Annotated in this window: 24 protein-coding genes and 1 riboswitch; of the genes, 14 read left to right on the top strand and 10 right to left on the bottom strand. The window is 44.2% G+C overall.

What is annotated here, in order from left to right; all coding sequences use genetic code 11:
- The first annotated feature begins 69 nt into the window (after positions 1-69).
- The 6 genes from ACY8DX_RS17535 (at position 70) to ACY8DX_RS17510 (ending at position 6,606) form a co-directional block, all read left to right on the top strand.
- The gene (locus ACY8DX_RS17535) at positions 70-1,479 is read left to right on the top strand and encodes an isochorismate synthase (RefSeq protein ID WP_462405700.1); all 1,410 of its coding nucleotides are present in this window, start codon (positions 70-72) and stop codon (positions 1,477-1,479) included.
- Positions 1,476-3,230 carry a 2-succinyl-5-enolpyruvyl-6-hydroxy-3-cyclohexene-1-carboxylic-acid synthase gene (gene menD / locus ACY8DX_RS17530; protein ID WP_462405699.1) on the top strand — a complete coding sequence of 585 codons (1,755 nt, stop codon included), beginning with the start codon at positions 1,476-1,478 and terminating at the stop codon, positions 3,228-3,230. The genes ACY8DX_RS17535 and menD overlap by 4 nt, the downstream gene beginning before the upstream one ends.
- Positions 3,220-4,056 (top strand): 2-succinyl-6-hydroxy-2,4-cyclohexadiene-1-carboxylate synthase, encoded by an 837-nt coding sequence (gene menH, locus ACY8DX_RS17525; protein WP_462405698.1) that lies wholly within the window; start codon positions 3,220-3,222, stop codon positions 4,054-4,056. Before menD ends, menH begins: the two co-directional genes overlap by 11 nt.
- Positions 4,046-4,864, top strand: a complete 819-nt coding sequence (gene menB / locus ACY8DX_RS17520) for a 1,4-dihydroxy-2-naphthoyl-CoA synthase (protein WP_439803190.1) — start codon at positions 4,046-4,048, stop codon at positions 4,862-4,864. Before menH ends, menB begins: the two co-directional genes overlap by 11 nt.
- A 72-nt stretch (positions 4,865-4,936) precedes the next feature.
- Entirely contained in the window at positions 4,937-6,388 is a 1,452-nt protein-coding gene (locus tag ACY8DX_RS17515) for an o-succinylbenzoate--CoA ligase (protein ID WP_462406975.1), read from the top strand.
- A gap of 86 nt (positions 6,389-6,474) precedes the next feature.
- On the top strand, positions 6,475-6,606 hold the full coding sequence (locus ACY8DX_RS17510; protein ID WP_269431770.1) for a hypothetical protein: 132 nt from the start codon (positions 6,475-6,477) through the stop codon (positions 6,604-6,606).
- A 97-nt stretch (positions 6,607-6,703) separates the two neighbouring features.
- Here ACY8DX_RS17510 and ACY8DX_RS17505 read toward each other — a convergent pair whose 3' ends face one another.
- The 4 genes from ACY8DX_RS17505 to yidD form a co-directional block, all read right to left on the bottom strand.
- Positions 6,704-7,459, bottom strand: a complete 756-nt coding sequence (locus ACY8DX_RS17505; RefSeq protein WP_462406974.1) for a sporulation protein — start codon at positions 7,457-7,459, stop codon at positions 6,704-6,706.
- 130 nt (positions 7,460-7,589) lie between these two features.
- On the bottom strand, positions 7,590-7,757 hold the full coding sequence (locus ACY8DX_RS17500) for a DUF1540 domain-containing protein (protein ID WP_231589471.1): 168 nt from the start codon (positions 7,755-7,757) through the stop codon (positions 7,590-7,592).
- A 105-nt stretch (positions 7,758-7,862) separates the two neighbouring features.
- Positions 7,863-8,822 carry a metal ABC transporter solute-binding protein, Zn/Mn family gene (locus ACY8DX_RS17495; RefSeq protein WP_462405697.1) on the bottom strand — a complete coding sequence of 320 codons (960 nt, stop codon included), beginning with the start codon at positions 8,820-8,822 and terminating at the stop codon, positions 7,863-7,865.
- Between the two features lie 115 nt (positions 8,823-8,937).
- Positions 8,938-9,177 (bottom strand): membrane protein insertion efficiency factor YidD, encoded by a 240-nt coding sequence (yidD, locus tag ACY8DX_RS17490; RefSeq protein WP_049669794.1) that lies wholly within the window; start codon positions 9,175-9,177, stop codon positions 8,938-8,940.
- 136 nt (positions 9,178-9,313) lie between these two features.
- Between yidD and ACY8DX_RS17485 the strand changes: the two genes are divergently transcribed.
- Positions 9,314-9,787 (top strand): S-ribosylhomocysteine lyase, encoded by a 474-nt coding sequence (locus ACY8DX_RS17485; RefSeq protein ID WP_462405696.1) that lies wholly within the window; start codon positions 9,314-9,316, stop codon positions 9,785-9,787.
- Between the two features lie 29 nt (positions 9,788-9,816).
- On the opposite strand, the gene ytzI is transcribed toward ACY8DX_RS17485, so the two are convergent.
- Both ytzI and ACY8DX_RS17475 read right to left on the bottom strand, forming a co-directional pair.
- On the bottom strand, positions 9,817-9,981 hold the full coding sequence (gene ytzI, locus ACY8DX_RS17480) for a YtzI protein (RefSeq protein WP_231589472.1): 165 nt from the start codon (positions 9,979-9,981) through the stop codon (positions 9,817-9,819).
- A 106-nt stretch (positions 9,982-10,087) separates the two neighbouring features.
- Complete coding sequence (locus ACY8DX_RS17475) at positions 10,088-10,330, bottom strand: DUF6154 family protein (protein WP_439803183.1); 243 nt, start codon at positions 10,328-10,330, stop codon at positions 10,088-10,090.
- Positions 10,331-10,521: 191 nt separating this feature from the next.
- Between ACY8DX_RS17475 and ytkD the strand changes: the two genes are divergently transcribed.
- Complete coding sequence (gene ytkD / locus ACY8DX_RS17470; protein WP_462405695.1) at positions 10,522-11,004, top strand: RNA deprotection pyrophosphohydrolase; 483 nt, start codon at positions 10,522-10,524, stop codon at positions 11,002-11,004.
- Here the strand turns inward: ytkD and ACY8DX_RS17465 are convergent.
- The 3 genes from ACY8DX_RS17465 to ACY8DX_RS17455 are packed head-to-tail and all read right to left on the bottom strand — an operon-like array spanning position 10,982 to position 13,584.
- On the bottom strand, positions 10,982-11,794 hold the full coding sequence (locus ACY8DX_RS17465; RefSeq protein ID WP_049669798.1) for an ABC transporter permease: 813 nt from the start codon (positions 11,792-11,794) through the stop codon (positions 10,982-10,984). The two genes, ytkD and ACY8DX_RS17465, sit on opposite strands and share 23 nt — an antisense overlap.
- Complete coding sequence (locus ACY8DX_RS17460) at positions 11,787-12,551, bottom strand: ABC transporter ATP-binding protein (RefSeq protein ID WP_049669799.1); 765 nt, start codon at positions 12,549-12,551, stop codon at positions 11,787-11,789. The genes ACY8DX_RS17465 and ACY8DX_RS17460 overlap by 8 nt, the downstream gene beginning before the upstream one ends.
- Positions 12,552-12,570: 19 nt before the next feature.
- On the bottom strand, positions 12,571-13,584 hold the full coding sequence (locus ACY8DX_RS17455) for an ABC transporter substrate-binding protein (protein ID WP_439803184.1): 1,014 nt from the start codon (positions 13,582-13,584) through the stop codon (positions 12,571-12,573).
- A 190-nt stretch (positions 13,585-13,774) separates the two neighbouring features.
- Between ACY8DX_RS17455 and ACY8DX_RS17450 the strand changes: the two genes are divergently transcribed.
- The 4 genes from ACY8DX_RS17450 (at position 13,775) to ACY8DX_RS17435 (ending at position 16,037) form a co-directional block, all read left to right on the top strand.
- On the top strand, positions 13,775-14,518 hold the full coding sequence (locus ACY8DX_RS17450) for an alpha/beta hydrolase family protein (protein WP_082197236.1): 744 nt from the start codon (positions 13,775-13,777) through the stop codon (positions 14,516-14,518).
- A gap of 23 nt (positions 14,519-14,541) precedes the next feature.
- Positions 14,542-14,784, top strand: a complete 243-nt coding sequence (locus ACY8DX_RS17445) for a DUF2584 domain-containing protein (protein WP_049669802.1) — start codon at positions 14,542-14,544, stop codon at positions 14,782-14,784.
- A 76-nt stretch (positions 14,785-14,860) separates the two neighbouring features.
- Positions 14,861-15,439, top strand: coding sequence for a hypothetical protein (locus ACY8DX_RS17440; protein WP_049669803.1), 579 nt, complete (start codon positions 14,861-14,863; stop codon positions 15,437-15,439).
- Positions 15,440-15,488: 49 nt separating this feature from the next.
- Positions 15,489-16,037, top strand: a complete 549-nt coding sequence (locus ACY8DX_RS17435) for a nucleotidyltransferase family protein (protein ID WP_462406973.1) — start codon at positions 15,489-15,491, stop codon at positions 16,035-16,037.
- A 22-nt stretch (positions 16,038-16,059) separates the two neighbouring features.
- Here the strand turns inward: ACY8DX_RS17435 and pckA are convergent, their stop codons facing one another.
- A complete protein-coding gene (gene pckA, locus ACY8DX_RS17430; RefSeq protein WP_462406972.1) occupies positions 16,060-17,631 on the bottom strand; it encodes a phosphoenolpyruvate carboxykinase (ATP) in 1,572 nt (523 codons plus the stop codon).
- A gap of 355 nt (positions 17,632-17,986) precedes the next feature.
- A riboswitch (SAM riboswitch) is annotated at positions 17,987-18,116 on the top strand.
- A 123-nt stretch (positions 18,117-18,239) separates the two neighbouring features.
- Here pckA and metK point away from each other — a divergent pair.
- Both metK and asnB read left to right on the top strand, forming a co-directional pair.
- The gene (gene metK, locus ACY8DX_RS17425; protein ID WP_462405694.1) at positions 18,240-19,439 is read left to right on the top strand and encodes a methionine adenosyltransferase; all 1,200 of its coding nucleotides are present in this window, start codon (positions 18,240-18,242) and stop codon (positions 19,437-19,439) included.
- A gap of 199 nt (positions 19,440-19,638) precedes the next feature.
- Complete coding sequence (gene asnB, locus ACY8DX_RS17420; protein WP_462405693.1) at positions 19,639-21,525, top strand: asparagine synthase (glutamine-hydrolyzing); 1,887 nt, start codon at positions 19,639-19,641, stop codon at positions 21,523-21,525.
- Positions 21,526-21,538 lie beyond the last annotated feature (13 nt).

Here is a 21,538-nt window from a genome sequence, read left to right as displayed (position 1 = left end):
ATTGACAGGTTAAAATGTGCGGGTGTATCTTTAAGAAAGCTTATGGATACAGGACCGGGGGGGATTTGAATGGCATTACAGCAAATAACAGATATGAAACATCGATTGGCTGAAACAATGAAGACTGTGAGGCAGACGAAGAAGGCTGTCCTTTTTAGTCATGTGGAAGCTGTGGCCGCTATGAAACCATTGCAAATCTATCAAACTAGCGGTCATTCATATAAAGGAGAACGCTTTTATTGGAGAGATTCTGCAGGTGATCTTGCTCTTTGCGGAATGGGGATTGCTGCAAAGCTCAAGCCTGACCGTATTGGCAGGAACCGTTTTACCCAAGTTCGTGAGCAATGGGAAGCGCTTTTGAGCAAAGCATCGATGAATACCGGCTTACATGAGGCGGCTACAGGACCGCTCTTATTTGGCGGTTTTTCCTTTGTGGAGGGAGAGAAGGCCTCCAGTGGTTTGTGGGAGGACCTCGAAGATTATCTATTTTATTTGCCTCGCTTTTTGCTGACTGAAAGTGCTCATGGAGTTTTTCTTACTTCGACAAAATTAATCACAGATGACTGTGAGGACCATATGATAGAAGAATTTCTAAGAGAAAGAGAACAGCTTTTATCGCTGCCTCCATTAATGGGAGCATCTATTCCTGCTGTCTCTCAATTTGAAGAGAAGAATGCAGGGCGCTGGAAGAGGTCAATTGAACAGTCTGTGGAGGATATTCGCGCAGGGCTAATGGATAAAATTGTCCTTGCACGTGAATTAGATCTTCACTTTGAAGGAGCAGTACCGAGCGGGACAGTCCTTCAGAATTTAACGGAACAGCAGCCGGCAAGCTTTATCTTTGGATTAGAGTCCGGCAGCTCTTGCTTTCTTGGGGCCTCACCTGAGCGCCTGATCAAGAAAGAGGGTAAACAAGTATTCTCCGCCTGTTTAGCTGGTTCTACGAAAAGGGGCAGTGATGTTCATTCAGATGAACGCTTAGGAATGGAGCTATTGAATGATGAGAAGAATCGGTCTGAGCATGAATTCGTCGTCAGCATGATGAGGAAGGCAATGGAAGAGCAGTGTCTCGATTTGCATATTCCACAGGAACCGATTCTTATGAAGCTGGCGAACATCCAGCATCTTTACACACCTGTTAAAGGAACAGCACTGCCGAAGTCTTCAATCTTGGATTTTGTGGAATTATTGCATCCAACACCAGCACTTGGCGGATCACCGAGGAAGGTGGCACTGCAGAAGATAGGTGAGTATGAGGAGATGGATCGAGGATTTTACTCTGCTCCTGTTGGATGGATGGATAGGGAAGGAAACGGAGATTTCGCCGTTGGTATCCGCTCTGGTCTTTTGAAGGGGAATCAAGCTTTCCTATTTGCAGGCTGCGGGATTGTCGAAGGCTCAGACCCAGAGAGCGAGTTCACGGAAACGAGAGTGAAATTTAAGCCGATGCTCAATGCTTTAGGAGGATTAACGTTATGAAACATCAAGAGGCTTTAACAGCCTATATTGCATCCTTTGTTGATGAATTGACTGCCTGCGGTGTCAGGGATGTAGTCATTAGCCCCGGCTCAAGGTCTACTCCGGTTGCTTACTGTATGGCAGAGCATGAAGAGATGCGTGTTCATGTAAATATTGATGAACGCTCTGCTGCTTTTTTCGCACTTGGCATGGCCAAGGAGAAAAGGAGCCCTGTCGCAATTTTATGTACGTCAGGAACAGCCGCAGCCAATTATTATCCAGCTATTGTCGAAGCCCATTATGCAAGGGTGCCATTGATTGTTCTTACGGCAGACAGGCCGCATGAATTAAGAGAGATAGGTGCTCCCCAGGCCATTGATCAGCTTCATTTATACGGACAGCATGTGAAATGGTTTGTAGAAATGTCCCTTCCTGATTCAGCAGTATCAATGCTCCATTATGCAAGGACTGTTGCGGCTCGGGCAGCTGGTACTGCGGCTCTCGCACCGGCTGGGCCAGTTCATATCAATATTCCGCTTCGTGAACCGCTGATTCCAAATTTATCAGAGATGAAGAAGTGGGTAAGAGCAAGCGAAGAGAGTCGGACAAGCATTGATGTTCGGCAGGGGAGTGCGATGCTCACGGCTGCACAGTTCGCTGATTGCCTAGAAGTCATTAAACAGTCTAAGCGTGGACTGATTATTTGCGGATCAATAGATCAGCCCGGATTTGATCATGCGGTCTTCCAACTTTCAAGAAAAACCGGTTTTCCGATTATTGCCGATCCTTTATCACAGCTTAGAGGATGCAGTGAGGGTTCTGAAGAAATAATTGAAACCTATGACACTTTCTTGAAGGATTCGTCATTATTCGAGCTTCTGAAACCGGATTTAATTATCCGTTTTGGTTCTATGCCGGTTTCTAAGCCGCTGCTTTTATTTATTAAGGCAATGGAGCGGGTTAATCATCTTGTCATTGATGGCGGTTTAGGTTGGCGAGAACCGACAGGAATGGGTACACATATGCTGTATTGTGATGAAAGGGCTTTTTGTGAACAAATCTCAGCTGAACTGGAGTTTGATTTCAATCTAGAGTGGCATTCATTGTGGAAAGACACAGAACAGGCCGTAAAACAGCAGCTTAATTACATACATGATGAGACAGTTATTCAGGAGGGCAAGCTTTTCGCTAAGCTTAACAGCTTACTGCCGCATGGAGCAAATTTAGTGGTGGGAAACAGCATGCCGATAAGAAATGTAGATACGTTCTTCTATGATTCTCATAAAGAGATTCGTATTTTTGCCAATAGGGGTGCCAATGGAATTGATGGAACAGTTTCCACAGCTCTTGGTATTGCTGCATCATCAGATAGGCCAACGGTGCTGACTCTCGGAGACTTGAGCTTTTTCCATGACATGAATGGGTTTCTTGCTGCAAAGATGTATGGATTAAACCTTCTCGTACTAGTCATCAATAATGACGGGGGAGGCATATTCTCCTTCTTGCCGCAGGCAGAGAAGGAACGGCACTTTGAAGAACTGTTTGGCACCCCCCATGGACTGAGCTTTGAACATACGGCTGCTTTATATGGTGCCCGCTATGTTTGTCCAGCGACATGGGAGGAAGTGGATGAAGCCCTTCACAGCTGGTCGGAAAATCCAGATTTCCGCATTGTAGAGATGAAGACAAATCGACAACATGATGTAGATGCCTATCGGGAATTGGTGAAAGGTGTTTCCCGGGAAATAAGAGTGCTGCATCATGTTGATTGAGCGTTTCATTCCAATCAACGGTAGCACTTATCATATCCGGATAATTGGGATAGGTGAACCGGTGCTGCTGCTCCATGGCTTTACTGGAAGCGGCCATACATGGGACGAGCTTATGGAAACGTACAAGGATATGTACCGCTTCATTGCGGTGGACCTGCTCGGTCATGGGAAAACAAGTGCGCCTAATTGTCATGAAAGATACAGGATGGAGGAGGCAGCGGATGATTTAAGAGCAATCCTCGATGATCTTGGTCTGACTAGAGTGCATGTGCTTGGTTATTCGATGGGAGGAAGGTTGGCGCTTGGGTTTGCTGTCCGTTTCCCAGAATATGTGATGAGTCTCACCCTTGAGAGTTCCTCTCCAGGTCTTCCTTCTGCCATTGAGCAGGAGGACCGTCGAAAGAAGGATGCAGCATTGGCTGCCAGGATTGCAGAGATAGGCGTAGAGAGGTTTGCGGATGAATGGAGTCAGATTCCCCTCTTTGCTACACAAGAGACATTGCCAAAAGAAATAAAGGACCGAGTGAGGGAAGAGCGGGTATCCCAAAGGGCAGCAGGTCTAGCCGGAAGTCTGCTGGGAATGGGAACTGGTTCTCAGCCTTCCTACTGGGGAGAGCTGGCGAGGCTGCAAATGCCGGTTCAGCTTCTTGCCGGCGAGCTTGATTCGAAATTCGTGCGCATAGCTAAACAAATGGCCGAAGCGCTGCCTTTTCCACAAATTTCGATAATTGAGGGTGCCGGTCATGCAATTCACGTGGAGAAACCGGCGGAATTTGGTAGAATAGTAGTTGACTATTTAAAAAGGAGGAAATATGATGGCGATTGAATGGGTTCCAATTCGTACATACGATGAAATTCTCTATGAAAAATATAATGGGATTGCCAAAATTACAATCAACAGGCCGGAGGTTAGAAATGCGTTCACACCTAAAACGGTGATGGAGCTGATTGATGCTTTCTCTCGTGCCCGCGATGATAAAGAAATTGGGGTCATTATTCTTACAGGAGCTGGAGACTTAGCCTTCTGTTCAGGCGGAGACCAAAAGGTCAGAGGACATGGCGGATATGTCGGTGATGACGAAATCCCTCGCTTGAACGTGCTGGATCTTCAACGTTTGATTCGTGTTATTCCAAAACCGGTCGTGGCAATGGTTGCCGGCTATGCAATCGGCGGCGGACATGTACTGCATGTGGTCTGTGACTTAACAATCGCGGCAGAAAACGCTCGCTTCGGCCAAACTGGCCCGAATGTTGGAAGCTTTGATGCCGGCTATGGTGCAGGCTACTTGGCACGAATCGTCGGACATAAGAAAGCGAAGGAAATCTGGTACCTATGCCGACAATATGATGCACAGGAAGCGCTTGAAATGGGGCTTGTCAACAAAGTAGTACCTCTTGAAGAGTTAGAGAAGGAAACAGTAGAGTGGTGCGAAATCATGCTTGAGAAGAGTCCAACTGCTCTTCGATTCCTTAAAGCATCGTTCAATGCAGATACAGACGGCCTTGCAGGCTTACAGCAATTAGCAGGAGATGCAACCTTGCTTTACTACACAACGGATGAAGCAAAAGAAGGACGAGATGCCTTTAAGGAGAAACGGAAACCAGACTTTGGCCAATTCCCAAGATTCCCTTGATTTTATACAAACAGCTTGACGTGTCATTTCGTCAGGCTGTTTCCATTTTTGCAGATTGAAAAAGGTGAGGATATGTTTATACAAGGAAAATCATCAATACCGCAATTTCTCAGCCAACGTGCATCTTTGACTCCGAACAGAGCTGCCTTGTTCTTTGAGGGGAGTGTCTGGACCTTTAAGGAGCTAAAAAATATGTCTCTCTTATATGCCAAAAGGCTGACGGGATTGGGCATCATGCGCGGACAGCGCGTGGCCATCCAAATGAATAATAGTGCTGAGATGGTTTTTATTATTCATGGTCTAATGCTGATTGGCACTCAAACGCTTCTGCTGAATGGAAGGTTGACCGACCATGAGCGTGAGTGGCAGCTCCAGGATGCAGATGCAGCCTTCCTGATTACAGATAGGGAAACGGAAAGCGAGACCAGCATCGTTGCGTTAAACACGCTAAGAGAGACGGAGCCGCAGTCTTTTCCTATTATTAAAGAGATGAATCTCAATGAAACAGCGACGATTATGTATACGTCCGGGACAACCGGAAAGGCAAAGGCAGTTAGGCAGACCTATGGCAACCACCTATCCAGTGCTTTCGGATCCATGCTTAATCTCGGACTAAGAGAGAATGACAAATGGCTGTGTGCGATGCCGTTATTCCATATCAGCGGGTTATCTATCCTGCTGCGTTCAGTCATCTATGGAAGTGCAGTTGTCCTTCACAGGCATTTTGACCCGAAGCTTGCGAATCAGGAGATTTTGGCTGAAGGTGTGACCATTATGTCAATTGTGTCTACGATGCTGAGCCGTATGCTGGATGATTTGAACGAGGCTGAATATCCTGCATCCTTTTATGGCATGCTCTTAGGCGGAGGACCGGCACCTATGCCATTGCTCGAACGTACGGCAGAGATGAACATCCGCGTATTCCAGACATATGGGATGACGGAGACCTCCTCTCAAATTGCGACTCTTGCCCCGGAGGATGCTTTAAGGAAGCTTGGATCTTCCGGTAAACCTTTATTCCCGTGCGAGATTTCCATTTGGAAGGACGGCCGGGAAGCAGACCCGCATGAACCTGGAGAGATTCGGGTTAAAGGGCCGAATGTGACGCCGGGCTATCTTCATGACAGAGGGAAAGAGTCATTTGCTGGCGGCTGGTTCCATACAGGTGACCTTGGCTATTTGGATGAGGAGGGCTATTTATACATGCTTGACCGCCGTTCTGATTTAATTATCTCCGGCGGGGAGAATGTGTATCCAGCAGAGGTTGAATCTGTGTTAAGTGCTCATCCCGTTGTCAAAGAAGCTGGTGTAATAGGACTAAATGATGATGTATGGGGTGCCGTACCAGGTGCTGCTCTTGTATTGCAGGAAGGGGCTGTATTCAATAAGGAGGAAATCCTTCAATTCTGCACGGAAAGGCTTGCCAAGTACAAGATTCCCAAGCATTTTATTGTTATTAACGAGCTTCCCCGCAATGCTTCAAATAAGCTTGTACGGAAGGAATTAGCTAAATATTTCCTGTGAATTCAGAAAATTAGGTGAAGGACTTATTCTTTTCAGTCTTGATTTCCAGTATAATAATAAAAAAGACTTGAGAAGGCGGGGAGAAAATGGCTCGTTCGAAAAAGCAATATTTGATTGCTGAGATTCTATTGCGGCGCGGACTTCCATTATCAGTGATAACCGCGATTACCAACATTGCTGAAAAAGAAGTAGCAACCTTATTAAAGGAAATTAAATGAATGAGAGCGCCTTATTGAAGGCGCTTTCATTTTTGCATCGGAAATAAAAAGGCCCATCCTCCCGCAGATAGATGAGCCTAATGATGAATCATTATAGTTAGCTATGCTGGCGGATCAGATTTGTCAACCGGCTGCTGAGTGACGGTAAGTCCCCTTTGTCATACGTAAATCGTACAAAGCTCTCATCAAGACCGAGTGCTTCAAAGATGCCTAAGCCTCTTGCTCTTCTGTCAATCTGCAAAAGTACTTCAATTTCATCTCTTGAAACATAAAAGATGGCCTCTAGTTCATCAAGCTTGGAGCGGAATTCACCGCTGATTGGTTTAAACTCAAATTCCTGCACGAATGGGAATCGCTTCCGAACGGATGCAGATGCCTTTTTGCATTCGACCTCGCGCAGACGGAACCCTAATTGATTAACAGTCTGCAGGAATTCAAGGACGAGCGGATGCGGGTTGATGTCGATATAATCCTGGTCCTGAGGGTCAACGGCATTTTTAATATCTAATCCTGTCTGAATCCATGCCCGCGTTCTTCCCTTGGTGATTGGAACATCGAACGGCAGCTGAAAGGAGAAAGGAATCTCCTTTACTTCATCTGGCTGTATGAGAAACGCTTCAGATAATTGATACTTTTCGATCTCAGCTTTCTGAGTGTATTTATGGTCATCCTTCTCCACCTCGTACGTAGCCATTAGCGACAAATAGAGGCGGTCAATCTGCTGTTCCGTTTTTCCCCCTTTGATGACAATCTTACCGGCTAATTCTTCACCAACTGTATAACTTGTTTGATACAATTGCGTATCGACCTTGGCAGCTCCAATCCCAATCGAACTCAGCATCTTATTTAGCATCACGCAACTTCTCCCTTTTTGAAAAAGTATATATTTTGAATTTATTATATAATCTTCCTTGTCTTAATACTAGTTAAAATGTCCTGTTTTCATTATAAAAAGAGGCCTCTCTGAAAGAAGCCCCTTGAATTTAAAGGATATCATTTGATGGACGGAATGTCTTACAACCGGTATCGCCGCTTTTATAAGCACGCTCCTCGGAATAGGTATTCACTTGAATCTTTTCGGCTGCGCATTTATTGCCTGCCTTCCAAAAATGGCATGAATCCACGGAACATTTGACTCCATTTGGCATCATCAATCTCCTCCTTTGGCATTAGGATGCGGCCGGAGAGAAGTTTTATGAGCAGAAAAAACTGGACAAAACATCAAAAAAGCGGAAGCACCTAGCTTCCGCTTCTGTTTAATTTAAAGCTGTTTTTAATGACTTGAGGTTATCTTCCATGATAGAGAAATAATCACGATTGTCATTGAGATCATCCTGTGTCAGTGTAGCTAAATTATGAATCGGGAGAGATGTCAAATCAGCCTCATTTTTGATGACATCTGTCAATTTGCTGCTGACATTCTGCTCGACGAGAATATAGGTTAAATCATGATCTTCAGCTGTATCCACAAGATTTTGCAAGGATTTTTGGCTTGGCTCCTCTGATGTGGAAATACCAGAGACACTGATTTGATCAAGGCCGTATCGCTCTGCCCAATAACCAAATGCTGCATGGGAAACCAAGAATTCTGAGTGCTTGGCGTTTGTAGTAGCTGCAGCAAATTCTTCATTCAAATTGTCCAGTTTCTTGGCTAAAGTCTGATAGTTTTCTTCGAATACACCACTTTGCTCTGGGAGCTTCTCAGAAAGGGAATCCTTGATTAGTTCCGCCATTTCCTTTGCATAGACCGGGTCTATCCAAAGGTGCGGGTCTACGGAGCCATGATCGTGTCCATCATCTGCTTCTTCCTCGTGGTCATGGCCCTCTTCCTCGTGGTCATGGCCCTCCTCCTCGATATGAACATCCTCGCCAATGGCAACCATCTCTACATCTTCGTTCTTTAAGGTTTTCTCGGCGCTTGTGACAAAGCCCTCGAGGTTATAGCCGATATAATAGAATAGGTCAGCTTCTGCGATATTAATGATGTCCTTTTGAGTCGGTTCAAAGGTATGCTCATCTACTCCGGCTGGATAGATAGAGCTGACATTCACATATTCGCCGCCAATCTGCTCAGTAAAATATTGGAGCGGGTAAACGGTGGTGTAGATTGTTAATGCAGAATCGTCTTTTTTAGTTTCGGATGAGGATGAACCGCAGCCAGCTAAGAAGACGGATACTGTAAGGATTAGTGCAAATACAAATGTTAGCTTACGCAAAGCTATAGCCTCCTTTTTATCTTAATCGTACTGATTACGATTTAAATGGCATAAAAATAAATCGAAACGATTTCGATTTGACATATGGCTATCATACAGTGGTTTTTTTGATAAATCAAGTGTTTTTATCATCCTTTGTTTTTTTCTCAGGGACGGGGTCAAATCCGCCTGGATGGAATGGATGACATTTTGATATCCGTTTAATCGTCAGCCAAGTTCCTTTCAATGCGCCAAAACGTTCTATTGCCTCCAGTCCATAAGTGGAGCAGGTTGGGTAGAAACGGCAGCTTGGCGGTTTCAGGGGGGAGATGCCGACTCGGTAAAAATGAATGATCTTCAAAAGAATCTTTTTCATGTTTAATAACTTCTTTCATTTTTTGATTTGTTCCACCATATGATAAAGTTTTTTGCTTGAAACATCAAATTTTAGAGATGAAATATAGTCAGGGAAGAGGTAGAATGAAAGGAGTAAAAAAGGAGGTCATCATCATATGCCATCTGTAGAAAGCTTTGAATTGGACCATAATGCGGTAAAAGCCCCCTATGTACGTCATTGCGGTGTTCATAAGGTAGGGAGCGACGGTGTTGTCAATAAGTTTGATATTCGTTTCTGCCAGCCAAATAAGCAGGCGATGAAGCCGGATGCGATTCATACATTAGAACATTTGCTTGCCTTTAATATCCGTAAGTATGCGGAGGATTACACGCATTTCGATATTATCGATATCTCGCCAATGGGATGCCAGACCGGGTTTTATCTTGTGGTGAGCGGGGAGCCGACGGTTGAGGAAATCATTGATGTCCTTGATAAAACGATGAAGGAAGCGGTGGAGATTACCGAGATTCCAGCGGCTAACGAGAAACAATGCGGTCAGGCTAAATTGCATGATCTTGAGGGCGCAAAGAAATTAATGAATTTCTGGCTCAAACAACCAAAGGAAGAATTGAAGCAAGTATTTGCCTGATTTTTAAAGGAGGAGTGATTCCTCCTTTTTTATTTTTCCTCAGAAGGCCTTTTTTCTTGGATGTTAGGGTTATTCTCGATGGGATCAATTGTATGCTTGTATCCATATGCTTTGGTGGTGACCATGGCCGTAACAGCGATTACGGCTACGATAATAATGGCACTTACGAGAAACACGATGTACATCATTCCCATTCATTATCCTCCTAAAAGACGCAGATAAGGCTAGTATATCATTTTTTGAGAACAACGAAAAAAAACCTCCTTTAGTCAGGAAGGTTCGGCTATGTATGCATGCCAATCAATGGAGAAATTTTGAAGGGTCTTGGTCGAATGTATCATTCGCAAAGCGCCTCTTCAGGCTATCGGTTAAATAAAGCCCCATTAAATTATATAGTTCACGATCCTCAAGCTCTGAAATCAATTGCAGAACATCATTGCGGTCTAATTGCTCTAAAACGGCAAGCGCCAATACATCGATGTCTTCATCATCCCCGGTCAGCTTATCACGGTACAGCTGGTATAGTTCATCAATGAAATTCATTCTTTAAACTCCTTTCCAATTATTTTCTCTATCCATATAGTATTTGTTTACCCCAACATGAATAAGTCTACTCTTGAAAAACAAGAAATATTGTAAAAGGATGCGTCGAATAAGGGGGAATCCCGATGGAATGCTATAATTTTATGTAGGAAAAGCAGGAAAGAACACTCTTGATGAGGAGGTGGTATGAGATGAAGAGGTTTTATGATTATTATGATAATCAAGTGCAGTGGAATGATAAGCAAGGTTTATTCGAGGAAGCGGCAGCCCATGTATTAGTCATTTGTTCCTATCAAGGCAAGTGGCTGCTGACGAAGCATCCAAAGCGAGGAATTGAGTTTCCAGGAGGAAAGGTTGAAGAAAACGAAACCCCTGTTCAGGCTGCAGTGCGTGAAGTGAATGAAGAAACAGGGGGAATCGCGGGAGATATGATCCCTCTTGGTGAATATAAAGTGGAGAGTGAGCCATTGCCCATCATTAAGGCGGTTTACTATGCAGATATTGTCCGTTTGGAGGATAAAGGAAGCTATATGGAAACGGACGGCCCCCTCTTAGTTGATCGATTGCCGGACAATTATCAAACAAGCTCTGACTATAGCTTTATCATGAAAGACAAAGTTGTTCCCTATGCATTGGACCGATTAGCTGCAATCAATGATGCTGGTCACGAATAAGCTTTGATTCCAGAAATTCAACGAATTTATACATAACGGTGGCAAAGACCGCGATGACAAGCAAGGCCATGAGAACAAGGGTGAAATTAAAAACCTGGAACCCGTAGATGATTAAATATCCGAGTCCCTCGGAGCTGACCAGGAATTCTCCTACAATGACGCCGACCCAGGCAAGGCCGACATTGACCTTTAGCGTAGATATGATAACTGGCAGGGAATAGGGGAGGACAGCTTCCATAAAGATACGGCCCCGCCCAGCCTTAAAGGTTTGCAGCACCTTTATATAATTCGGATCAATCTCTCTAAAGCTCGTATACACGACAATGGTTGTGATAATCACAGAGATGATAATCCCGTTTGCGATGATAGATGTCATACCCGGGCCCATAGCCACGATTATAATGGGACCGAGAGCGACCTTTGGCATCGCATTAAAGATAACAAGATACGGGTCCAGAACCTTGGAGAGAAGCGGTGACCACCAGAGTGCAGCAGCCAGCATCGTGCCAAGCAGTGTGCCGAGAATGAAGCTGACAACCGTTTCAAATAAGGTGAGACCGGAATGAATAGCCAGACTCCCATCCTGAATCTTTTCAATCAGCATTTTGACGACTTTTGATGGAGCAGAGAAAAGAAGCGGATCAATCCAGAGAAGACGGCTCGCCGTCTCCCATAGAGCAAAGAAGAGTACGAATAGTATTCCTTGGTAGCCCCATACTTGGCGCTGTGATTTCTTCAATTGCTGGAGATAGCCGCGATGAAGGGCTTGCACTTTCTGTTCATCAGGCATATTGCTCCATCTCCTTCCAGATGGCTTGAAATACTTCATTGTAATCCGGGTGATTCCTGGCTGTGAATGGGGAGAGATTCCTTACTTCCTCCGGGACAATAAATTCCTTATGAATTTTGCCGGGATGGGGTGAAAGCAGGAAAATACGGTCGCTCATGGCAACGGCCTCCCCGATATCATGGGTGACGAGAATCGCTGTTTTCCCAAAGGACTTTAAGGTTGATGAGACCAGGTCCTCTAATTTCAGCTTTGTTTGGAAGTCAAGAGCAGAGAAGGGTTCGTCGAGTAATAAAAGAGTCGGATTTGTGGCGAGTGTACGTACGAGTGCGACCCGCTGCCGCATACCGCCTGAAAGCTCGCGTGGGAATTTCCCTAACACATCGCCGAGCCCGATTTGCTCGAGTAATGAAAGGGCACTGGCCTCATGCTCATCGTCTAGCTTCTTTAACAGCTTAGGACCAATCAGGATATTTTCCTTAATAGTCTTCCATGGAAAGAGATAATCCTGCTGAAGCATGTAGCCAATATCCTCTCGGCTCTCTAAGACATTATGGCCTGAGATGGTTACTGAGCCCTCTGTAGGCTTCATCAGACCCGAAACAATGGAGAGCAAGGTAGTTTTACCGCAGCCGCTTGGGCCGAGAAGAGAAATGAATTCTCCCTTCTCGACGCTTAACGTAATGTCTTCAAGTGCAGCTGCAGCTTCATTTTTGGATAAATAGAGGTGTGAGACATTTTTAATTTGGAGTAAAGGCATAGTGCTATATTCTCCTTTGTTATTTGGAGACCTCTTCGGCGAAGGAGGTATCCACTAATGTTTGGTGGTCAATTTGTGATTCGATTTCTCCAGCTTCCTTCATGATATCCTGAAGATTTGCCCATTCTTCCTTATCAAGGATGGGATCGAGGGCAAACGATTCCTGCGCCTTATAACGCTCAACCGCTAAAGTGATGATGGATGTATCGGTGTCCTCGAAATAAGGTGAAATAATCTTGGCGACCTCAGCTGAATCAGTTTCTTGCACCCATTGCTGAGCTTTATAGATGGCCCGTGTGAATTTTTCAATCGTATCTTGGTTATCTTTTATATAACTCTGTTTAGCCATGAAGGTGGTATAAGGAATATGGCCTGATTCTTGGCCGAATGAGGCAACGATATACCCTTTGCCTTCTTTCTCGAACATGCTTGCCTGGGGTTCGAATAGCTGGACGAATTCACCTGTACCTGATGAGAAGGCACTCGCGATATTGGCAAAGTCGATATTCTGGATTAAATCCAAGTCCTTCTGTGGGTCGATTCCATGCTTCTTCAATACGAACTCGCCGACCATTTGCGGCATCCCGCCTTTTCGCTGGCCTAAGAAGGTACTGTCCTTCAGCATATCCCAGTTAAAATCCTTGATTTCTTTTCTTGAGATTAGAAAGGTGCCGTCTGTTTGGGTAAGCTGGGCAAAATTAATGACCGGATCTCGTGATTCTTGGGCATGCACATAGATGGATGTCTCTGAGCCGACTAGCGCGACATCAGCTCCTCCTGATAATAGGGCTGTCATGGTTTTATCACCGCCCCAGGTTGTCTGCAGGTCGACTTTAAGGCCTTCTTTTGTAAAGAAGCCTTTCTCAAGGGCGACATATTGCGGAGCGTAGAAAATGGAGCGGGTTACCTCTGCCACGCGGACTGGTTTCAATGCTTTCTCTTTATCATCCCCGCTGTCTTTGCAGGCAGCTAAACTAAAGAGAAGAACGAACGATAACAAGCAGAATAGGCTGGTTTTAAGCTTGTTCTTCAAGGGAAATTCCTCCTTAACGGGCAATATGTATGCCGTTGGTTTAATACTTGCATTGTATGTATACGGGAAAAAATGTGTGATTGCCTATAAATGAAAGGAGTGAGGAAGAGTGGAACAAACATCCTCTAAGCTTGGACAAATAGTCGAAAAAACACGATACCCTTCCCCGCATCCAAGGATTTCTTTATATATGGTGACCTATCTCTCGAATGGCTTGACGGTGAAAGGACTGTTGGCAGAACCAAAGGATGCTGGAATACATGATGGTTTTCTATACCTGCGAGGCGGAATCAAGAATGTCGGCACCGTCAGACCGAGCAGAATCATCCAGTTCGCCTCACAGGGATTTGTTGTGTTCGCTCCCTTTTACCGAGGGAATCAGGGAGGGGAGGGAGATGAGGATTTTGCTTTGGAGGACCGCTTTGATGCGATTGCCGGCTTTGAATTATTGAAGAGGCATCCAATGGTTAATCCAGAGCGGATTCACCTATTTGGTTTCTCACGAGGAGGAATTATGGCTCTTTGGGCAGCTATTGGCTGTCCGGAGGCTGCCTCCCTTGTTACATGGGGAGGAGTATCAGATATGGTGCTTACCTATAAGGAGCGGATTGATCTTCGAAGAATGCTCAAGCGGGTCATTGGGGGAAGCCCGATGAAGTATCCGGCTGCCTATAAAGCACGTACGCCTCTCTATGAGATAGAGAGAATCGCTTGTAAGGTACTGATTATTCATGGCGAGGAAGATAAGAATGTCTCCATTCAGCATGCAGTAATGCTTGAGGAGCGGTTGAGAGAGGCAGGTAAAGAAGTGGAAACATGGTATTTTCCCGGATTTACCCATTACTTTCCACCGGAAATAAACCGTCAAATTGTGCGTGATCTGACGAAATGGATGAAAGAAACGGCTTCCAATGGTACGATGGTAAATAAGTAGATCAAACGAGGGAGTTGAATAATGTGGGCATGCCAATGGAGATGAATACCCTCATTGTGACGAAATCTAATGAGAAGCGTGTTCAGGAAAATCTCTTCACATTACAAAAGGATGGATATCGATTATATCCAATTGATATTCCGATTGAAATTCGGACAACGCTTGAAGGAGACACAAGAGGAACAGCATTGATCAAGAAGGTAGAATGGGAGAACGCTAAGACAACGATAACCTATCAGCTTATCTCCTTAAATTCCAGCAACTAAGAAGCTAAAAGGCAGACAGAAGGCATATGCACTGTGTGCCTTTTTTGATTTTCCTAGCGATAAAGGGGGAGACAGAATGGATTTTCAGATTGGTATTTTTGTGTATGATTATGAATTTCACCGTGATGACACGGTTAGTCAGCTGTCTCTGATAAGTATCTTGGAATCAGGCTGTAAGGAGGCGGCCCTCCGTAATTTGAAGACACAAGTGGATGATAGTTTTTTGGACGGAGAGATATCTTTCTGGATTCGAGGAGAGCGGTTTGGCGGTATGAGCTATGCTACGACCTCTCTCTTGACGACGTGTGAGACCTTGATTCGGTTCAAGGATTATGAGAAAGATGGAGGGGCAAATATTATTTTTCTGGATTATTCAACGGATTTCTTTATTCTGCTAAATGAGCAGGACTGCCAATTAAAGGTGTTGGATTATCAGTATGAAACAGATGAAGAGGGCTTTGTCCTGTCTGTTGAACAGACTGAAATAGTAAGTGAGCGTATTCCGAAAGGGGTGTTTGAGGCGGAAATTATGAAAGCTTGCACTGACTTTGTTTCCTTCTGTGAGAAAGCTCAATTGCCTGTAAATAAAGATGAATTGGCGGATATTAAGAGATATTGTTTAAGAGCGGTGAATGAAATGAGAGGCGGGATGTAGATTGAAGAATGAAGCAGATATCCTTAAAGTCATTCAACAAGACCGTTGGATGATGGAGACCTTGGAAGCAGCCCAATCTTTGCATAAATCAGATTGGTCGATTTGTGCCGGTTTTGTCCGTACAAAGGTATGGGATGTCTTACATGGGTATACAAAGAGAACGCCGCTTCCAGATATAGACTTTATCTACTTCGATGAGAGCGAGACAGATGAGAGAGTGGAAAAGGATTTAGAGCGGAAGTTAGAGAGGCTCCTGCCGGGCAGGCCGTGGTCCGTCAAGAATGAAGCAAGGATGCATATGGTCAATCAGATTCCTCCGTATACTTCAACTAGTGATGCTATCTCTAAATTCCCCGAAACGGCAAGTGCAGTCGGCGTAAAGCTGGATGAACATGGAGATCTTCAATTATGTGCACCATGGGGCGTGCATGACCTCCTTGCGATGAAGATACGGCCGACTCCGTTTTTTGCAGAGACAGCCGAGCGGCTGGATCTATATGAAAAGAGAATAGCGATAAAGAACTGGCTGAAGAAGTGGCCGCTCGTTGAGAAGAATCGAATGGTGGACATACAAAAAAAGTGGAGAAATCATAATTGATTTCTCCGCTTTTGCTATTTCTTTAAGCAATTGGACCGCCTTTAATGACGATATTTGTGTCGATATGATCAAATGACAAGAAATTCTCACGGAACTTGGCAGCAAGCTCATGAGCTTTCTTATAGTAGGCCTCTTGATCTGCCCATGTTTTATTTGGCTGCAATACGACATCGGGTACGCCAGGTACATGAAGCGGGATATGTAGGCCGAATACACTGTCTTGAACGGTTTCAACATTGCTTAGTTCACCCTCAAGGGCTGCCTGTACCATCAAGCGGGTGTATGAAAGCTTCATACGGCTGCCTGTGCCATATTCGCCGCCTGTCCATCCTGTATTGACCAAGTATACCTGGACATTATGCTCCTCGATGTTCTTGCCAAGCATCTCCGCATAGCGTGTAGGCTGAAGCGGAAGGAATGGTGAACCGAAGCAGGTTGAGAAGGTTGCCTCTGGTGCAGTAATGCCGCGTTCTGTTCCAGCTAGTTTGCTCGTGTAGCCGCTCAAGAAATGATACATGGCTTGTTCCTTTGTCAGCTTGCTGATAGGAGGCAGCACACCGAATGCATCAGCTGTCAAAAAGATAATGGTTGTCGGGTGCCCAGCCACACTTGGTTTGACGATGTTGTCGATGGCATCGATTGGGTAAGCAGCCCGTGTATTTTCCGTTAAGAAACCATTGTCATAGTCAGCAATGCGAGTCTTATCATCAACCATTACATTCTCAAGGACCGAACCGAATCGAATGGCATCGAAGATTTGCGGCTCTTTCTCATGAGATAAGTTTATGCACTTTGCATAGCAGCCCCCTTCGATATTAAAGACACCGCTTGGAGACCAGCCGTGCTCATCATCACCAATCAAGCGGCGGCTCGGATCTGCTGATAAGGTTGTCTTGCCTGTACCGGAAAGACCAAAGAATAGGGCAACATCCCCTTCCTGTCCAACATTGGCTGAACAGTGCATGGAGAATACGTCTTTCTCAGGAAGCAAGTAGTTCATGATGGAAAAGACGGATTTCTTCATTTCCCCGGCATATTCTGTACCGCCGATTAAGACGACTTTCTTCTCGAATGAAACGATAATGAAGGTTTCGGATCTCGTACCGTCAACTTTCGGGTCTGCCTTAAATCCAGGCGCACAAATAATCGTGAATTCTGAGCTATGGGTTTTTAGTTCTTCCGCTGTCGGGCGGATGAACAGCTGATGTACAAACAGATTATGCCAAGCATATTCATTGATTACTTGGATAGGTAAGCGGTATTCTTTATCTGCACCTGCGTAGCCATTAAAGACGAAAAGTTCATCCTGCTTATTCAAGTAGTTGATGACCTTCTCATACAGGTTCGCGAATGCTTCCTCCGAGATGGGTTTATTTACGCTTCCCCAGTCAATTTTATCCTTTGAGGAAGCTTCCTCGACAATATATTTATCTTTTGGAGATCGACCGGTATACTTGCCTGTTTCTGCCTTGATGGCACCAGTGGATGTCAAAATCCCTTCATTTCGTGCTAATACTTTCTCAACCAATTGAGGAACGGATAACTGGATGTGCATATTCTCATTAGATAGCAGTTGCTTCAACTCATTGGACATTTCAACATGGCTCATAAGAAATCATCCTCTTCCAATTAATGTATTTGTCTCTTGTATGAAAAATAGTATAACATATTTGTATAAATTAAACATACTAATTAACGATTAGATAAATAAAAAATATTAAACAACCGTTCCACATCCTTAGCTGCTGCTCACTTCCTTAGCCATACAGGATTGATTCGGCTTTTAATATTTCCTATTACTAATATTGTTAACTTGTTCACAATATATTATATCAATTTATTCATAAAATTGCGACAGTTGAGGGGCTTTGAAACCCATACAAATATATCCTGCACATATATTGACAGTTCATAGTATAGTAAGTTAAGATTTAACTTTGAAACGGATACTCTTATCAAGACTCGGTGGAGGGAACAAAGCTCTATGAAGCCGGGGCAACCTGCAGTTTGAACCGCTATTAGGTTCACGCAAAGGTGCTAACTTGATGCAAGGCTAATAGAAGCCTTGAACGATGAGAGTGAAAGGCGAATTTCGTGAGATATAGACCTTTCCTCTTTAGGAAGGTCTTTTTTTGTGCATTCAGGACATGACTAAAGATAATGAGTAACCGTATAGATAAGTACTTAAGGAGGAGTTTTATTATGTCGACTAAGAGACATTTGTTTACATCTGAATCTGTAACTGAAGGGCATCCAGATAAGATTTGTGACCAAATTTCAGATTCCATTCTAGATGAAATCCTTGCGCAGGATCCAAATGCGCGTGTAGCTTGTGAGACTTCTGTTACGACAGGCCTTGTCCTTGTTGCAGGAGAAATTACGACTTCCACCTATGTGGATATCCCGAAAATCGTTCGTGAAACGATTAAAGGAATTGGGTATACAAGAGCGAAGTACGGTTTTGATGCAGAGACCTGTGCTGTCTTGACGTCCATTGATGAGCAGTCAGCAGATATTGCTCAAGGGGTAGACCAGGCGCTTGAATCTCGAGAAGGAACGATGACAGACGAAGAAATCGAAGCAATCGGTGCTGGTGACCAAGGCCTGATGTTTGGGTTTGCCTGCAATGAAACAGAGGAATTAATGCCTCTTCCAATCTCACTTGCCCACCAATTATCAAGAAGATTGACAGAAGTACGTAAGCAGGAAATCCTGCCATATCTTCGTCCTGATGGAAAAACTCAAGTAACTGTAGAATACGATGAGAATGATAAACCTGTTCGTGTTGATACAATTGTTATTTCAACTCAGCATGACCCGGAAACAACCCTTGAACAAATTCAGGCGGATTTAAAAGAGCATGTAATCAAGTCAGTTGTTCCGGCTCATTTAATTGATGAAGCGACAAAATACTTCATCAATCCAACAGGCCGCTTCGTGATTGGCGGACCTCAAGGAGATGCTGGATTGACTGGCCGAAAAATCATCGTTGATACGTATGGCGGTTATGCGCGTCATGGCGGTGGTGCTTTCTCCGGCAAGGATGCGACAAAGGTAGACCGTTCTGCTGCCTATGCTGCCAGATATGTAGCGAAGAACATCGTGGCAGCCGGTCTCGCTGAAAAGGCTGAAGTTCAATTGGCTTATGCGATTGGAGTAGCTCAGCCTGTATCCATTGCGGTGAATACTTTTGGAACTGGCAAGGTTGATGAAGATAAGCTGGTTGAATTAATCCGTGCAAACTTTGACCTTCGTCCAGCTGGTATCATCAAAATGCTTGATCTGCGCCGTCCAATTTATAAACAAACAGCTGCTTACGGCCATTTTGGACGCAATGACCTGGATCTTCCATGGGAGAAAACAGACAAAGCAGAAGTACTTCGTACACAAGCTTCCATATAATGAAAAAACCTTAGGGCATACATGCCCTAAGGTTTTTTTAATAGTCTTTATGCGACAAATGACATACTAATGTTACATATTTTTCTAAAAATACCGGTAAATAATTCGTAGGATTCGACATATTTTGCGCAAAAAGTCTGATAGTATAGATTGGTGCGATTATAAAAAATATTTATTATAAAGCGAGGTTTTTTTCGTAATGTGCGGTTTTGTTGGGTGTGTTCTAGATAAATGTCAAGATGCTCTCGTATCTGATTGTTTAAAGGAAATGAACAATCTTATTTACCATAGAGGACCGGATGATGAAGGTTTTTATGTTGATGAATATATTCAATTAGGCTTCCGCCGTTTAAGTATTATTGACCTGGAAAGCGGTCACCAGCCACTTTCTTTTGAAAATGAACGGTATTGGATCGTTTTCAATGGTGAAATTTATAACTATTTGGAGCTAAGAGAGGAGCTTTCCCTTAAAGGATTGGAATTCAAGACGAATTCTGATACGGAGGCTATCCTTGGTGCATATGCGTATTATGGAGAAGCGGCTGTTAAGAAGCTGCGCGGGATGTTCGGGTTCGTCATTTGGGACAAAGAGGAGAAATCCATCTTTGCAGCGCGCGATCCGTTTGGAATCAAGCCGTTCTTCTATAAAGAGGAAGAAGACAGATTATTCTTTGCCTCTGAGAAGAAGAGCATCGTATTGGCTTCTGGTGATGAAGAGGTTAATTTGGATGCATTGCAGCATTATTTAACTTATCAATTCGTGCCTGAGCCGGAAACAATGACGGATGGCATCAAGAAGCTGCTCCCAGGTCATTATCTAAAGAAATCAATCGGGGGACCAATTGAAATCGGTCAATATTGGAAGGCGTCCTTTTCACCAGTTCTGAAGTCAGAGCAGGATTGGACAGAGGAGATTCGTGAAGTAATGATTGACAGTGTACAGAAGCATATGCGCTCAGATGTGCCTGTCGGTTCATTCCTTTCCGGAGGAATTGATTCTTCTATAATTGCTTCTATCGCAAAGAAATTCCATCCAAATATTAAGACGTTCTCTGTCGGCTTTGAGCATGAAGGATTCAGTGAGATCGATGTGGCAAAAGAAACAGCCGATAAATTGGGCGTAGAAAACATTAGCTACATCATTTCGCCGGAGGAATATATGCAGGAACTGCCGAAGATTATGTGGCATGCTGATGATCCGCTTGCTGACCCGGCATGTGTACCACTTTATTTCGTTTCAAGGGAAGCGAGAAAGCATGTGAAGGTCGTGCTGTCTGGGGAAGGAGCGGATGAATTATTTGGCGGTTATAATATTTACCGCGAACCGCAATCTCTTGATGTATTCACGAAAATGCCTGCTGTCTTAACCCGTTCCTTAAAACGAATTGCGGCTATTCTTCCTGAAGGGGTTAAAGGAAAGAGCTTCATTGAACGTGGCTGTACACCAATGGAAGAACGCTATATCGGCAATGCGAAAATGTTCGTGGAGGATGAAAAGAAAGAGCTGTACAAACCATACCATGGCGGGTTGGATTATAAGACCATTACTGCACCATTCTATCGTGACGCAGCAGGGTATGAGGATGTCAGCAAGATGCAATACATTGATATTCATACATGGCTCAGAGGGGACATTTTGTTAAAGGCTGATCGGATGACGATGGCACATTCCCTTGAGCTGCGTGTACCATTCCTTGATAAGGAAGTATTTGAGGTGGCATCTAAGATTCCATCTGATATGAAGACAAGTCATGGCACAACTAAGTACATTCTGCGCAAAGCCGTGGAAGGAATTGTTCCTGACCATGTACTCACAAGAAAGAAACTAGGTTTCCCTGTTCCAATTCGTCATTGGCTGAAGGATGAGATGTATGATTGGGCTGTGAACATTATTCTGGAAAGTGACACGGACCATTTATTCCATAAGGATGTCATTCTCCGTTTGCTTGATGACCATGTAAAAGGAAAGGCCGATAATAGCCGCAAGATTTGGACAGTACTTGTGTTCATGATCTGGTATGGAATCTTTATCGAAAAAAAGTACTCTTTTCAAACAATGACTGAAGATTTAGTAACGACACATTAATAGGGATGTAACA

Source organism: Gracilibacillus sp. Marseille-QA3620, assembly GCF_054950035.1.
The sequence above is the reverse complement of the archived record's forward strand: the minus strand, read 5'-3'. Positions and strand labels throughout refer to the sequence as shown.

What these genes read in the sequence shown, in the direction of transcription:
- ACY8DX_RS17535 (WP_462405700.1), top strand. Translation starts at nt 70, where the DNA reads ATGGCATTACAGCAAATAACAGATATGAAACATCGATTGGCTGAAACA.
- menD (WP_462405699.1), top strand. Translation starts at nt 1,476, where the DNA reads ATGAAACATCAAGAGGCTTTAACAGCCTATATTGCATCCTTTGTTGAT.
- menH (WP_462405698.1), top strand. Translation starts at nt 3,220, where the DNA reads ATGTTGATTGAGCGTTTCATTCCAATCAACGGTAGCACTTATCATATC.
- menB (WP_439803190.1), top strand. Translation starts at nt 4,046, where the DNA reads ATGGCGATTGAATGGGTTCCAATTCGTACATACGATGAAATTCTCTAT.
- ACY8DX_RS17515 (WP_462406975.1), top strand. Translation starts at nt 4,937, where the DNA reads ATGTTTATACAAGGAAAATCATCAATACCGCAATTTCTCAGCCAACGT.
- ACY8DX_RS17510 (WP_269431770.1), top strand. Translation starts at nt 6,475, where the DNA reads ATGGCTCGTTCGAAAAAGCAATATTTGATTGCTGAGATTCTATTGCGG.
- ACY8DX_RS17505 (WP_462406974.1), bottom strand. Translation starts at nt 7,459, where the DNA reads ATGCTAAATAAGATGCTGAGTTCGATTGGGATTGGAGCTGCCAAGGTC.
- ACY8DX_RS17500 (WP_231589471.1), bottom strand. Translation starts at nt 7,757, where the DNA reads ATGATGCCAAATGGAGTCAAATGTTCCGTGGATTCATGCCATTTTTGG.
- yidD (WP_049669794.1), bottom strand. Translation starts at nt 9,177, where the DNA reads ATGAAAAAGATTCTTTTGAAGATCATTCATTTTTACCGAGTCGGCATC.
- ACY8DX_RS17485 (WP_462405696.1), top strand. Translation starts at nt 9,314, where the DNA reads ATGCCATCTGTAGAAAGCTTTGAATTGGACCATAATGCGGTAAAAGCC.
- ytzI (WP_231589472.1), bottom strand. Translation starts at nt 9,981, where the DNA reads ATGGGAATGATGTACATCGTGTTTCTCGTAAGTGCCATTATTATCGTA.
- ACY8DX_RS17475 (WP_439803183.1), bottom strand. Translation starts at nt 10,330, where the DNA reads ATGAATTTCATTGATGAACTATACCAGCTGTACCGTGATAAGCTGACC.
- ytkD (WP_462405695.1), top strand. Translation starts at nt 10,522, where the DNA reads ATGAAGAGGTTTTATGATTATTATGATAATCAAGTGCAGTGGAATGAT.
- ACY8DX_RS17465 (WP_049669798.1), bottom strand. Translation starts at nt 11,794, where the DNA reads ATGCCTGATGAACAGAAAGTGCAAGCCCTTCATCGCGGCTATCTCCAG.
- ACY8DX_RS17460 (WP_049669799.1), bottom strand. Translation starts at nt 12,551, where the DNA reads ATGCCTTTACTCCAAATTAAAAATGTCTCACACCTCTATTTATCCAAA.
- ACY8DX_RS17450 (WP_082197236.1), top strand. Translation starts at nt 13,775, where the DNA reads ATGGTGACCTATCTCTCGAATGGCTTGACGGTGAAAGGACTGTTGGCA.
- ACY8DX_RS17440 (WP_049669803.1), top strand. Translation starts at nt 14,861, where the DNA reads ATGGATTTTCAGATTGGTATTTTTGTGTATGATTATGAATTTCACCGT.
- ACY8DX_RS17435 (WP_462406973.1), top strand. Translation starts at nt 15,489, where the DNA reads ATGATGGAGACCTTGGAAGCAGCCCAATCTTTGCATAAATCAGATTGG.
- pckA (WP_462406972.1), bottom strand. Translation starts at nt 17,631, where the DNA reads ATGTCCAATGAGTTGAAGCAACTGCTATCTAATGAGAATATGCACATC.
- metK (WP_462405694.1), top strand. Translation starts at nt 18,240, where the DNA reads ATGTCGACTAAGAGACATTTGTTTACATCTGAATCTGTAACTGAAGGG.
- asnB (WP_462405693.1), top strand. Translation starts at nt 19,639, where the DNA reads ATGTGCGGTTTTGTTGGGTGTGTTCTAGATAAATGTCAAGATGCTCTC.